This window comes from Streptomyces sp. NPDC059142, from assembly GCF_042755665.1.
Lineage (GTDB): Bacteria > Actinomycetota > Actinomycetes > Streptomycetales > Streptomycetaceae > Streptomyces.
On the sequence record NZ_JBHZDA010000003.1, the window covers coordinates 87,446 to 100,116 of the forward strand.

The 12,671-nt window shown below is 73.5% G+C and carries 11 protein-coding genes; 6 read left to right on the forward strand and 5 right to left on the reverse strand.

The annotated features are described in order from the left end of the window. Positions 1-115 precede the first annotated feature (115 nt). Positions 116-679 carry an adenylate kinase gene (locus ACFXPK_RS02655; RefSeq protein WP_384993943.1) on the forward strand — a complete coding sequence of 188 codons (564 nt, stop codon included), beginning with the start codon at positions 116-118 and terminating at the stop codon, positions 677-679. Between the two features lie 69 nt (positions 680-748). Here the strand turns inward: ACFXPK_RS02655 and ACFXPK_RS02660 are convergent, their stop codons facing one another. After that, on the reverse strand, positions 749-1,330 hold the full coding sequence (locus ACFXPK_RS02660; protein WP_384993946.1) for a hypothetical protein: 582 nt from the start codon (positions 1,328-1,330) through the stop codon (positions 749-751). A gap of 349 nt (positions 1,331-1,679) precedes the next feature. On the opposite strand from ACFXPK_RS02660, the gene ACFXPK_RS02665 reads away from it, so the two are divergent. The 3 genes from ACFXPK_RS02665 (at position 1,680) to ACFXPK_RS02675 (ending at position 7,979) form a co-directional block, all read left to right on the forward strand. Further along, positions 1,680-5,978 carry a molybdopterin-dependent oxidoreductase gene (locus tag ACFXPK_RS02665; protein WP_385070795.1) on the forward strand — a complete coding sequence of 1,433 codons (4,299 nt, stop codon included), beginning with the start codon at positions 1,680-1,682 and terminating at the stop codon, positions 5,976-5,978. A gap of 127 nt (positions 5,979-6,105) precedes the next feature. Next, positions 6,106-7,041, forward strand: coding sequence for an aldo/keto reductase (locus tag ACFXPK_RS02670; RefSeq protein WP_385070798.1), 936 nt, complete (start codon positions 6,106-6,108; stop codon positions 7,039-7,041). A gap of 113 nt (positions 7,042-7,154) precedes the next feature. Further along, positions 7,155-7,979 (forward strand): ABC transporter ATP-binding protein, encoded by an 825-nt coding sequence (locus ACFXPK_RS02675; protein ID WP_385070801.1) that lies wholly within the window; start codon positions 7,155-7,157, stop codon positions 7,977-7,979. A 20-nt stretch (positions 7,980-7,999) separates the two neighbouring features. Here the strand turns inward: ACFXPK_RS02675 and ACFXPK_RS02680 are convergent, their stop codons facing one another. Then, on the reverse strand, positions 8,000-8,491 hold the full coding sequence (locus tag ACFXPK_RS02680; RefSeq protein WP_384993956.1) for an FBP domain-containing protein: 492 nt from the start codon (positions 8,489-8,491) through the stop codon (positions 8,000-8,002). A 71-nt stretch (positions 8,492-8,562) separates the two neighbouring features. Here ACFXPK_RS02680 and ACFXPK_RS02685 point away from each other — a divergent pair, with 71 nt between their 5' ends. Both ACFXPK_RS02685 and ACFXPK_RS02690 read left to right on the forward strand, forming a co-directional pair. Further along, the gene (locus ACFXPK_RS02685; protein WP_385070804.1) at positions 8,563-9,144 is read left to right on the forward strand and encodes a TetR/AcrR family transcriptional regulator; all 582 of its coding nucleotides are present in this window, start codon (positions 8,563-8,565) and stop codon (positions 9,142-9,144) included. An 83-nt stretch (positions 9,145-9,227) separates the two neighbouring features. Further along, complete coding sequence (locus ACFXPK_RS02690) at positions 9,228-10,427, forward strand: GDSL-type esterase/lipase family protein (protein WP_385070807.1); 1,200 nt, start codon at positions 9,228-9,230, stop codon at positions 10,425-10,427. Between the two features lie 9 nt (positions 10,428-10,436). Here the strand turns inward: ACFXPK_RS02690 and ACFXPK_RS02695 are convergent, their stop codons facing one another. The 3 genes from ACFXPK_RS02695 to mgt all read right to left on the reverse strand — a co-directional run bounded on the left by ACFXPK_RS02695 (position 10,437) and on the right by mgt (position 12,661). Further along, positions 10,437-10,799 (reverse strand): DUF4440 domain-containing protein, encoded by a 363-nt coding sequence (locus tag ACFXPK_RS02695; protein ID WP_384993962.1) that lies wholly within the window; start codon positions 10,797-10,799, stop codon positions 10,437-10,439. Further along, the gene (locus ACFXPK_RS02700) at positions 10,792-11,340 is read right to left on the reverse strand and encodes a DUF1697 domain-containing protein (protein ID WP_385070810.1); all 549 of its coding nucleotides are present in this window, start codon (positions 11,338-11,340) and stop codon (positions 10,792-10,794) included. The genes ACFXPK_RS02695 and ACFXPK_RS02700 overlap by 8 nt, the downstream gene beginning before the upstream one ends. 67 nt (positions 11,341-11,407) lie before the next feature. Beyond that, positions 11,408-12,661: a macrolide-inactivating glycosyltransferase gene (mgt, locus tag ACFXPK_RS02705; protein ID WP_385070813.1), complete on the reverse strand. Its 1,254-nt coding sequence runs from the start codon at positions 12,659-12,661 to the stop codon at positions 11,408-11,410. Positions 12,662-12,671: the final 10 nt, after the last annotated feature.

The window sequence follows — 12,671 nt, forward strand, 5'->3', positions numbered from 1 at the left end:
AGCCCACCGACACCGCCGTGAGCGGCGTCACGTCTGGGCCCGGTGGGCGCGGGTATAACGACGGGACGGCCTCGCGGGAAGACGGGGACGGAGGGCGACCGCGAAGGATCCCAGCGTGCGACTTGTGCTTCTCGGCCCGCCCGGCGCCGGCAAGGGGACCCAGGCAGCCCTTCTCGCCGCGGAGTTCGGCGTGCCCCATGTCTCGACCGGTGACCTGTTCCGTACGCACATCGCCGAGGGGACCCCGCTGGGCCTGGAGGCGGACGAGTATCTGCGCGCGGGCGAGCTGGTGCCCACCGAACTCACCGCCGCCCTGGTCACGGAGCGGCTGGGCGCGGCGGACGCGGCCCAGGGGTTCCTGCTCGACGGGTTCCCCCGCAGCGTGGTCCAGGCGGACGCGCTCACCACGATCCTGGCCGGGCTCGGGAAGAGGCTGGACCGGGTCCTGGAGTTCCGGATCGACGACGAGATCGTCGTGCGCCGGCTGCTCGCGCGCGGTCGCGCCGACGACACCGAGGGCGTGGTCCGGCACCGGCTGCGGATCCACCACGAGCAGACCGAGTCCCTGCTGGCCTACTACGCGGGGCGTACGGCCGTCGTCGACGCGCTGGGCGAGGTCGAGGAGGTCACGCGGCGCGTGCTCGACCGTCTCGACGGCCTCGACCGCCTCGGCCGGTAGCTCCCCGGCCGGAGTTCCGAGGACGGGCCGGGGACCACGGCCCACGGCCCAAGAACCACGGGCTACGGGCTACGGGAAGTCCGGCCAGGTGCCGGGGTCCGTGTGGTCGTTCTCCGGGACCTGGGCGTGGCCGTACCAGCCGGCCTTCTCCGCCCAGACCCTCTCGTCGCGCCGGCTCACGAACCCGTCGGGCCTGCCCATCGGCCAGGTGTCGGGGACGCCCCACGCCTTGATCCAGGCGTGCAGCGCGGGCCACCCCTCGCACGGGGTGTCCCTGAGCGACTCGTACACCTTCCCCTTCACGACGCACCAGGGGAAGAAGAGCGCCTCGATCTGGAGGACCACCGCCCCGGCGCGGTTGGTCCGGGTACCGCCCGGCAGGTCGGCGAGGGACTTGGACCGGGAGTCGGCCGGGACGAACTGGCAGAAGGTGCCGGTGAAGGGGTCCCAGAGGAGGTGCGGGGCGACGCCCTTGCCGTCCCCGGAGAAGTACGCCCTGAGGTTCGCGTACGGGACGAGGTCCCGGGGCTCGGCCTCGGTCGCGTTCCGGTCCCAGGTGATGTGGGCGACGGCCTTGGCCGGGCCGCCGTCGGTGGGGGCGTGGTCCCTGATGTCGAGTCTTTCCGCACCGGGCATCCAGAGATCGGGCATGGCGGGCTCCTCAGCGGGTGGCGTGGGGGCGGCGGACGGGCACGGGGACAGCGTGACGGACACCGGGGAGCGTGCGGGGCGGAAGCGGGACCGCTCCACCTGATCGGGTGAGGAGCCGCGTCGGTGAGAAGCCTCCTCGCTGAGGAGGCTCCGCTCCCCCACTGCTCAGGAGGGGGAGCGGAAGCTCCTCACGGGGCGGCGCGGGCGGCTGTGTGGCAGGCGTAACGCGTCGTACGCGTCCGGCGTGATCTCCGGGTAACGGGCCCTTCGTACGGTCGGAAGGCGGTCGGAGGACAGGCCGCACGCCCCGGACCCCCGGCGGCCCCCGCGTCCACGAAAGAGGCCGCCCGTGACCGCAGCACAACCCCAGGACGGCGCCACCGCCACCGCCACCCAGGTGCGGACCGTCTGCTCGTACTGCGGTGTCGGCTGCGGAATCCTGCTCGACGTCGGCGCCGAGCCCGACGGGCGCAGGACCGTCCTCAAGGCGTCCGGGGACCCGGCCCACCCGGCCAACCGCGGCCGGCTCTGTACGAAGGGCGCCACCTCCGCCGCGCTGCTGACCGCCCCGGGGCGGCTGACGACCGCGCTGGTACGGGCGGAGCGCGGCGACGAGCCCGTACCGTCCCCGACGGAGGCGGCGGTCAAGGAGACCGCGCGGCGGCTGCGCGCGATCCTCGACGAGCACGGCCCGGACGCGATCGCCTTCTACGTGTCGGGGCAGATGACGCTGGAGGCGCAGTACCTCGCCAACAAGCTGGCCAAGGGCTTTCTGCGCACCAACCGGATCGAGTCCAACTCGCGGCTGTGCATGGCGAGCGCGGGCAGCGGCTACAAGCTGTCGCTGGGCGCGGACGGCCCGCCGGGCTCGTACGAGGACTTCGAGCACGCGGACGTCTTCCTGGTCACCGGCTCCAACATGGCCGACTGCCATCCGATTCTCTTCCTGCGCCTCATGGAGCGGGTCAGGGCGGGCGCGAAGCTGATCGTGGTCGACCCGCGACGCGGGGCCACCGCGGCGAAGGCCGATCTCTTCCTCCAGATCCGGCCGGGCACGGACCTCGCCCTGCTCAACGGGTTGCTGCACCTCCTCGTCGAGAACGGCCGTACCGACCCGGAGTTCATCGCCGAGCACACCGAGGGCTGGGAGGAGATGCCCGCCTTCCTCGCGGAGTACCCGCCCGCGAAGGTCGCGGAGATCACCGGCATCCCGGAGGCGGACATCCGGCGCGCCGCCGAGTGGATCGGCGACGCGGGCGAGTGGATGAGCTGCTGGACGATGGGGCTCAACCAGTCCACGCACGGCACCTGGAACACCAACGCGCTGGTCAATCTACATCTCGCGACGGGGGCGATCTGCCGCCCCGGCAGCGGCCCGTTCTCCCTCACGGGCCAGCCCAACGCGATGGGCGGGCGCGAGATGGGGTACATGGGCCCCGGGCTCCCGGGCCAGCGGTCGGTGCTGGTGGCGGAGGAGCGGGCGTTCACCGAGGAGCTGTGGGGCGTCGGGCCCGGGACGGTACGGGCGGACGGCTTCGGCGAGGGCACGGTGGACCTGTTCCGGCGGATGGCCGACGGGGAGGTCAAGGCGTGCTGGATCATCTGCACCAACCCCGTCGCGTCGGTGGCCAACCGCAGGACGGTCATCGAAGGGCTCGAACGCGCCGAGTTCGTCGTCACGCAGGACGTCTTCGCCGAGACCGAGACCAACGCGTACGCCGACATCGCCCTGCCCGCCGCCCTGTGGGCCGAGTCCGAGGGCGTCCAGGTCAACTCGGAGCGCACCCTCACCCTGAGCCGGCAGGCCGTGGAGCCACCGGGCGAGGCGTGGCCGGACTGGCGGATCATCGCGCGGATCGCCTGCGAGATGGGGTACGAGGACGCCTTCGGCTACGGCGGCGCCGAGGAGATCTTCGAGGAGATCAAGCGCGCCTGGAACCCGAGGACCGGCTACGACCTGCGCGGGGTGAGCTACGAGCGGCTGCGCCGCACCCCCGTGCAGTGGCCCAGCGCCTCCGCTTCGGGCCCCGAGCGCAACCCGGTCCGCTACCTCAACGACGGTGTCAGCCAGACCCTGGCCGAACGTCCCGACGGCGGCAGGCCCCGGCTCGTCTTCCCCACCGCCTCGGGCCGGGCGGTGTTCCACGCGCGCCCGCACCTGCCCGCCGCCGAACTGCCGGACGACGACTTCCCGTACGTGCTGAACACCGGCCGGCTCCCGCACCAGTGGCACACGCTCACCAAGACCGGCAAGGTCGCCAAGCTCAACAAGCTCGACCCCGGGCCCTTCGTGGAGATCCATCCTCAGGACGCTCGGGAGCTGGGCATCACGGAGGGCGACCCGGTGGAGGTGGCGTCGCGTCGGGGCCGGGCGGTGCTGCCCGCGGTGGTGACCGAGCGGGTCAGGCCCGGGGGCTGTTTCGCGCCCTTCCACTGGAACGACCTGTTCGGGGAGTACACCTGCGTCAACGCGGTCACCAACGACGCGGTCGACCCGATCTCCTTCCAGCCGGAGTTCAAGGTGTGCGCGGTGTCGCTGACCCGGCTCGCCACCCCGCCCGCCGCGCCTCCCGTGGAGGAGGCGTCCACGGCGGTCGAAGGGCACGGGAGGGTGGCCGCGCTGGCGGCGGTGTTCGGGGCGGATCTCGCGCCGCCGGTGCTGTCCGAGGAGGAGCGCCACTACCTGGCGGGGTTCCTCACCGGGCTGGGCGCCGGTGAAGCGGGCGCCGGGACGGAGGCGGGCGCGGGGGCCGGGGGCGCCACGCCGGTGCTGCCGGACCGTGCGCCGTTCGCCCCGGCGCACGCCCTGTGGGTCAACGGTGTCCTCGCCGGGATGTACTCCCGTACCGCGGCCTCCGCCGCCCCCGCGACCTCCGGCACGCCCGCGACCCCCGCGACTCCGCTGCCCGGCGGTTCCCCGGCCGCCGCGCCGGGGCGCGAGATCGTCGTCCTGTGGGCCTCGCAGACCGGCAACGCCGAGGAGGCCGCGACCCTGGTGGCCCGGCGGCTGGCCGAGGACGGACACGCGGCGCGGCTGCTCGACATGGACGACGACACGGCGCGGGACACCGTCGGGCGGGGCGCCGATCTGCTGGTCGTGACCAGCACGTTCGGCGACGGCGACGCCCCCGACAACGGCTCCGGCTTCTGGGCGGCGCTCAGCGCGCCCGACGCCCCCCGGCTGGACGGCGTCCGGTACGCGGTGCTGGCCCTCGGCGACTCCTCGTACGACGACTTCTGCGGCCACGGCCGCCGGCTCGACGCGCGCCTCGACGAGCTGGGCGCCGTCCGTCTGGTGCCCCGTACCGACTGCGAACCGGAGTACGAACAGCCCGCCGAGCAGTGGCTCGACCACGTACGCACGGCCCTCCGTACGGAGCCGGCCACCGGTCCCGACACGAGCGGCGGTCCGGGCGCGACCGGCGGTCAGGACGCCGTCGCCACTGAGGACGCCGTCGCCGGTCCCGGCGCGACCCTGTCGGAGCAGGCGGCCGGGAGCACGCCGTCCGCGCCGGAGGCCCGTCCCTCCGAGGCCGCGCCGGTCACCGCCCGGCTGGCCGGGAACCGGCTGCTCAGCCTCCCCGGCGCCACCAAGGAGGTGCGCGAGTTCACCTTCGACACCGGCGACAGCCCCGTCCCGCTCGTCTACGAGGCGGGCGACGCCCTCGGTGTGCAGCCCCGCAACTGCCCCGACCTCGTGGCCGAATGGCTCGCCGTCACCGGGCTCGACGCCGCCACGCCCGTCGACCTCTCCGGCCCCGGCGAGGTGGCGCTCGGTGACGCGCTCCACCGCCATCTCGACATCGCCGCGATCACCCCCGCGCTGCTGCGCCTCGTCGCGGACCGTACCCACGACCGCGCCCTCAAGAAGCTGCTGCGGCCGGACAACAAGGGCGAGCTGGCCCAGTGGACATGGGGGCGCCAGTGCGTCGACATCATGGCCGAGTACCCCGTACGGGCCACCGCCGCGGAGTGGGCCGACACCCTCAAACGCCTGCGACCGCGCCTCTACTCCATCTCGTCCAGCCCGCTGACCGATCCCGCGCTCGTCCGGCTGACGGTCTCCGTGGTCCGGTACGACAACCGCCTCGGCCGGCCGCGCAAGGGGGTCGCGTCGGCCTTCCTCGCGGACGCCGCGCCCGGCAGCCCCGTACCGGTCCACGTGCGGCGCTCCCCGCACTTCCGGCCGCCGGCCGACCCCGCGACCCCCATGGTGATGGTCGGCCCCGGCACCGGGGTCGCCCCCTTCCTCGGCTTTCTCCAGGAGCGGCGCGCCCGTGGCCACCAGGCCCCGAACTGGCTCTTCTTCGGCGAGCAGCGGCGCGCCACCGACTTCTACTACCAGGAGGAGCTGGCGGAGCTGCGCCGCGACGCCACCCTGACCCGGCTGGACACCGCCTTCTCCCGCGACCAGCGGGCCAAGGTCTACGTCCAGGACCGGATGCGCGAGCACGGCGGCCGGCTCTGGTCCTGGCTCCAGGACGGCGCCCACTTCTACGTGTGCGGCGACGCCTCCCGGATGGCCAAGGACGTCGACCGGGCGCTGCGCGAACTGGCCATGGCCCACGGGGGTCTGGACGAGGAAGGGGCCGCCGCGTACGTCAAGCGGCTCGCCGCCGAGAAGCGGTACGTACGGGACGTCTACTGAGCCCGCTGCCGCCGGCCGCCGGGGCGGACCCGGCCCGCCTGCGGGGCGCCGGTACCCAGCCGGAGCAGGGGCAGCGCATGCTCCCGTACGGCGTGGCGCGGTGTTCGCAGTCGGATACCGTCCGGGAATGACGGAACGTACAGGTGGACGAACGGCCGGACAGTTGGCGGGCGGACAGTTGGCGGGCGGACAGCTCGCGGAGACCTTCACGCTGCGCGGCGGGGCGCCGGTACGGCGGCTGGGGTTCGGTACGGCGCAGCTCACCGGGGGCGGTTACTGGGGCCCGCGCGGTGAGCGGGCGGACGCCGTCGCCGTTCTGCGGCGCGCCGTCGACGGCGGGGCGACCCTGATCGACACGGCGGACAACTACGGGCCGGGGCTGGCGGAGGAGCTGGTGGCCGAGGCGCTGGCGCCGTATCCGGCCGGGCTGACCGTGGCGACCAAGGGCGGCGTGGTGCGGACGAGCGACAGCACCTGGCATGTCGACGGCCGCCCGGAGCGGCTGCGGGCGATGTGCGAGGCGAGCCTGCGCCGGCTGCGTACGGAGACGATCGACCTGTACCAGCTCCACCGGCTGGACCCCGCGGTGCCGATGGAGGAGCAGATAGGGGCCCTGGACGAGCTGCGGCGGGAAGGTAAGATCCGCTGCATCGGCCTGGACACCATCACCGCCGAGCAGCTCGAACGGGCGCTCTCCCTGACCGGGATCGCCTCGGTGCAGAACCGCTTCAACCTCCTGGACCGCGCGTCGGCGGAGGTGCTGAAGCTGTGCGAGACGCACGGGCTCGCGTTTCTGCCGTGGTTCCCGCTGGCGAACGGCGCGCTGACAGGTGCGACGGCATCGGCGCTCGACTCCGTGGCCGGGCGTCATGGCGCCACGCGCGGGCAGATCGCCCTGGCCTGGCTGCTGCACCGCTCCCCCGTGCTGTGCCCGACCCCGGGCACCGGTTCGCCCGCGCATCTCGACGAGAACCTGGCCGCCGCCGCGATCCGGCTGTCCGCCGAGGACATGCGCGGCCTGGACGCGCTCGGCACGCCCGAGATCGACCGGCCGGCCGACTGACTGACTGGCTGACTGACTGACTGACTAACCGAACCGGCCGACCGAACCGAACCGGACCGGGGCCGGCCGACTGACCGACCGGCCGAAGCGACCGGCTGAAGGAGTACACGCGCATGACGACCGTGGTGGTGCGCGCGGACGACGTGGATGTCGTCCGCGACGGGAAACTGCTGCTGGACTCGGTCTCGCTGACCGTGCGCGGTGGGGAGCACTGGGCGCTGCTCGGGGCCAACGGCGCCGGGAAGAGCACCCTGCTGGGGATGGTGGGGGCGCTCACGCACCCCACCCGCGGCACGGTCGAGATCCTGGGCGAGGCCCTGGGGCGGGTCGATCTGCGCGGGCTGCGGGCCCTGCTGGGCCATGTGAACCCGCGCCATCCGCTGCGGTCGCCGCTGCGGGTCCTCGACGTGGTGCTGACCGGGCTGACCAACTCCGTCGAGCCGCTGCCGCGCTGGTCGCCGTCGGCCGAGGAGCGCGCGCGGGCGGCCGGGCTGCTGGCGACGCTGGGCATGGACGGCAAGGAGGCGGCGCGCTGGCCGACGCTCTCGCAGGGCGAGCGGGGACGTACGCTCATCGCGCGCGCCCTGATGCCGCGGCCCCGGCTGCTGTTGCTGGACGAGCCGGCCACCGGTCTCGATCTGGCGGCCCGCGAGCAACTGCTGAGCGCGCTGGACGAGCTGCGGTCGGCCCATCCCGAGCTGGCGACGGTGCTGGTCACCCACCATCTGGAGGAGCTGCCCGCCTCCACCACGCATGCGATGCTGCTGCGCGCGGGGCGGTGCGTGGGGTCGGGGCCCGCCGACGACGTCCTCACCACGGACCGGGTCAGCGCCTGCTTCGGCCATCCGGTGCGCATCTCCCGTACGGAGGGACGGTGGGCGGCCCGCGCGCAGCGGTTCCCGGTGCCGCGGGCCGGCATGGACAGGCCGGCCGCCTGACCTGTTCGGGCGGGCCCGGGTCAGGCGGTCACCTTGGCCAGGAACACCGCGACGTTCCCCACGGCCCGCCGGATCCGCTCCTCCTGGGTCAGGGATTCGGGGAGCCGGGAGCCGATGCCCGCGTCCTTCTTCCCACGGAGGTAGAGCGAGCAGGCGAGATCGCCGCACATGTACGTGCCCACGGAGTTGCCCTGCTGCCCGGCCTTGCCCGCCTTGGGCGCGACCATCAGACAGACGCCGCCGGTGTGCAGGGTCAGACATATGGCACACATGCTGCGCCGTGTCTGCCAGGCGCCGGGGGCGGGCGAGCGCAGGGCGAGGGCGCGGGGGCGGCCGTCCAGCTCGGCGACGAGGTAGGCGCGGTCGGGTGCCTGTGGATCCCGCCAGCCCAGGAAGTCCAGGTCGTCCCAGGGCCGGTCGGCCAGGTCGCGCGGTACGGACAGGCGCTTCGCCTCGCCCTTGGTGCAGTTCACGAACGCGGTACGGATCTCTTGCTCGGTCAGCGGCTTCATACTCCGTAAGCTAATTTGCCTAAGCCTTATAGGCAAATGCATAATCGGTTCAGGCTGATGGAGGGATGGTTATGGCACGTGCGGGACTGACCACGGAACGTCTGGTCCGGGCGGGGGCGGAGCTGGCGGACGAGGTCGGCTTCGACCAGGTGACCCTCTCGGCGCTCGCCCGGCAGTTCGACGTCAAGGTCGCGAGCCTCTACTCGCATCTGAAGAACTCCCACGACCTCAGGACGGGGATCGCCCTGCTCGCCCTGGAGGAGCTGGCCGACCGGGGCGCCGCCGCCCTGGCCGGACGGGCCGGCAAGGACGCCCTGACCGCCTTCGCCGACGTCTACCGCGACTACGCCAGGGAGCACCCCGGCCGCTACGCCGCCGCCCAGTTCCGGCTCGACCCGGAGGCCGCGGCGGCGAGCGCCGGGGGCCGGCACGCACAGATGTCCCGGGCGATCCTGCGCGGCTACGACCTGACGGAGCCGGACCAGACGCATGCCGTACGGCTGCTGGGCAGCGTCTTCCACGGCTTCGTCAGCCTGGAGCTGGCGGGCGGCTTCAGCCACAGCGCCCCCGGCGCGCAGGAGTCGTGGACCTGGACCCTCGACCACCTCGACACCCTGCTGCGGAGCTGGTCCACACCCGGAGAAAAAACCTAATTCCCCCGCCCCCGGTTCCCCGCCCGCCCCTCGGACATCCGACCTCCGGGCCGTACCCGGCCCCCGACCCACAGGCTGAGATCATGACCACCCGGACCTCCTGGATCACCACGCCCGTCACCGCGGACCTCCTGCGCGGCGCCATCGAAGTGGAGCGCACCGAGCACGGCGTGCTGCCGCACCGGCTGACCGCCCGGGCCCGCGCACAGTGCGCCGACCCGCAGCTCGCCCTCGCCGAGTCCCAGCCCTCCGGGGTACGGCTCGCCCTGCGCACCCGGGCCACCGCCCTGGAGCTGGACACCCTGCCCACCAAGCGCGCCTACGTCGGCGCCCCGGCCCGCCCGGACGGTGTGTACGACCTGCTCGTCGACGGCCGGCTCACCGGGCAGGCGGTGGTGACCGGCGGCAACACCGTGACCCTCGACATGACCACCGGTTCGGCCGAGACCACGCCGGGCCCGGTCGGCACCCTCCGCTTCGGCGAGCTGCCCGAGGGCGTCAAGGACATCGAGATCTGGCTGCCGCACGACGAGACCACCGAACTCGTCGCCCTGCGCACCGACGCCCCCGTCGAGCCCGCGCCCGACCCGGGCCGGGCGGTCTGGCTGCACCACGGCAGTTCGATCAGCCATGGCTCCAACGCCGCGAGCCCCACCACCACCTGGCCGGCGCTGGCCGCCTCCCTCGGCGGTGTCGAGCTGGTCAATCTGGGGCTGGGCGGCGGCGCCCTGCTCGACCCGTTCACCGCCCGCGTCATGCGGGACACCCCCGCCGACCTGATCAGCGTCAAGATCGGCATCAATGTGGTCAACGCCGATCTGATGCGGCTGCGCGCCTTCGCCCCCGCCGTCCACGGGTTCCTCGACACCCTCCGCGAGGGCCACCCCACCGCCCCGCTGCTCGTCGTCTCGCCCATCCACTGCCCGATCCACGAGGACACCCCCGGGCCCACCGCCCCGGACCTGGCGGCGCTCAGCGCGGGGCGCCTGCGGTTCCGGGCGACGGGCGACCCCGCGGAACGCGCCCAGGGGAAGCTGACGCTGGCCGTCATCCGGGACGAGCTGGCCCGCATCGTGGCGGAGCGGGCGGCCGAGGACCCGCATCTGCACCACCTCGACGGCCGCGCCCTCTACGGCGAGGCCGACTCGGCCGAACTGCCGCTGCCCGACGACCTCCACCCGGACGCGACCGCCCACCGCCGCATGGGCGAACGCTTCGCCGGCCTGGCCTTCGCCACCGGCGGCCCGTTCACCGGGGCCGGCCGGGGTGAGGGCCTCTCGTAACGAAGGCTCCTAGCCGTACGGCGTGCCCTGGTGGAAGTGGAGGAGCCAGGTGTCCCCCGTCAGCCGCCACAGCGAACTGCGGTGCGCGCGGCGGCCGTCCGTCTCGGTGTCGTAGGTGAGGTGCACCACGTCGGGCGCGAGCCGGGCGCCCCGCATCTTGGAGGTGGTGACGGGGCGCGGCGGGGGCCCGCCCGGCTCGGTGAGCGCGGCGATGATCGCGGCACGGTCCCACTCCCGGCCCGAGGCGCCGAACTCCCGGAACTCCGGGTGCAGCAGCTCCGCGAGCAGCGCGGGAGAGGCGCGGACGACCGGGTCGAGGAGGCGCAGTTCGGCGGCGATGGCCGCGGCGATGGGCGAGGTGCGGTCAGTCACGGGCCAGTTCCAGCAGTTGGACGACGGTGTTCCAGTTGCGGCTGGTGACCGTGACGCCCTTGAACAGGGCGGGCCGGCCGAGCGCGTCGCCGAGCCTGGAGCGGCCGAGCCCGTCGGGGGCGTACAGGTACAGGGCCCGGTCGCCGAGCCGGAACTCCTCCGGGAGATAGACGGCCGGGTCGAGCGAGGCGAACCGTTCGGGCTCCAGCGGTTCGGAGGCGCAGAGAAGATGGAGCTGCCTGCCCTCCAGTGTGGCGGCCGGGAAGGGACAGGCGTCGGCCACGGCCCGCAGATACGCGGCGCTGCGCACCAGGCAGTCGGCGGTGAAGCCGAAGCGCTCCTCGACGGCCCGTTCCACCCCGGCGGCGAGGGCCCGCTCGTCGCCGGACGTGCTGGTGAAGACGGCGTTGCCGCTCTGGAGGTACGTACGGACCTGCCCATGGCCCAGTCCGGTGAGCAGCGCCCGGAGGTCCGCCATGGGGACCTTCCGGTGGCCGCCGACATTGATGCCGCGCAGGAGCGCCACGTACGTCGTGATCATGTGCCCACGATAGGGCGGGGCCGCGCCCGGGGCACCCGGCGTGCGCCGGGCACGGATCCCCCGGCGATCACCGTCCGGCTTCCGTGAGCGCGGCCTCGATCAGGTCGGCGGCCCGGCGGGTGCCGCCCTCGGCCGCCATCCCGGCCCGGATCCCGGCGAGTTCCCGGGCGACCTCCGGGTCGGCGACCAGGGTGAGGACGGCCTCGCGCAGCGCCTCGGGGGTGGCCTCGGCCGTGTCGATCCGGCGCGCGACACCGAGGTCGACCAGCATGTCGGCGTTGCCGAACTGGTCGACGGCCTGCGGTACGGCGACCATCGGGGTGGCCGTGGCCAGCCCCTCCTGGCTGCCGCCGGCGCCCGCGTGGGTGATGAACGCGTCGGCCTGCCGGAGGACGGAGAGCTGCGGCACCCAGTCGCGTACCTCGATGTTGGCGGGGATCTCCCCCAGCTCCGACACCTCGACGTTCTTGCCGATCTGGAGCACGACATGCCACTCGGGATCCCCGCCGAAGGCGGCGACGCACGCCCGGTAGAACGCGGGCTGCTTGGTGAAGGACGAGCCGAGCGAGACGAGCAGGACCTTCTCCGCCCCGGCGGGCCGCCGCCACTCCCCCTGGTCGGCGCGGTCGCCCTGGCAGGCGCCGACGAAGGTGAAGACGGACTCGTCCACCTCGTCGGCCCGGTGCTGGAGGGCCTTGGGGATCAGGACGAGGGAGCGGCCCGGTTCGGCGGAGAGCCGGTCGGGGTCGGTGTGGTCCATGTGCTGGTCGGCGAGCCACCGGGCGAACCGTGCCCGGTAGGCCCTGCCGCGCTCGGACTTCTCCAGCTCGGCGCGCATCGGCTCCGCGACCTCCTCCAGGTAGCCGTTCCAGGCGACCATGTGCGTGGAGATCTGGAAGAACGGCACGCCCCAGCGGTGGGCGAGGACCGGCGCCGGGAACGAGGTGGTGTCGCCGAGGACGAGGCCGGGGCGGTCGTCCTCGAAGGCGGCGGCGAGCTGCGGCAGGGCCTGGATCGCGTCGTCGAGGAAGGGCTCCAGGTTGTCGATGAGTTCCGTGCCCCATGCCTCGGGGTCGTCGTCCGGGGTGGGCAGGACGGAGGTGTAGATCACCGGCGTGGCGCCGGTGACCGCGACCTTCTCCGCGAAGATCTCGGGGATCGCGTAGCTGACGCGGTGGCCCCGGTCGACGAGTTCCCTGATGACGTCGAGGCTCGGGTTCACATGTCCGTGGGCGGCGATGGAGAACATGGCGATGTGGGCGGGCTCGGCTGCGGTCATGGCCACAACGTAAGCGAGACGATACGTCTCGTGCAACTTCATTTCCGGGGCC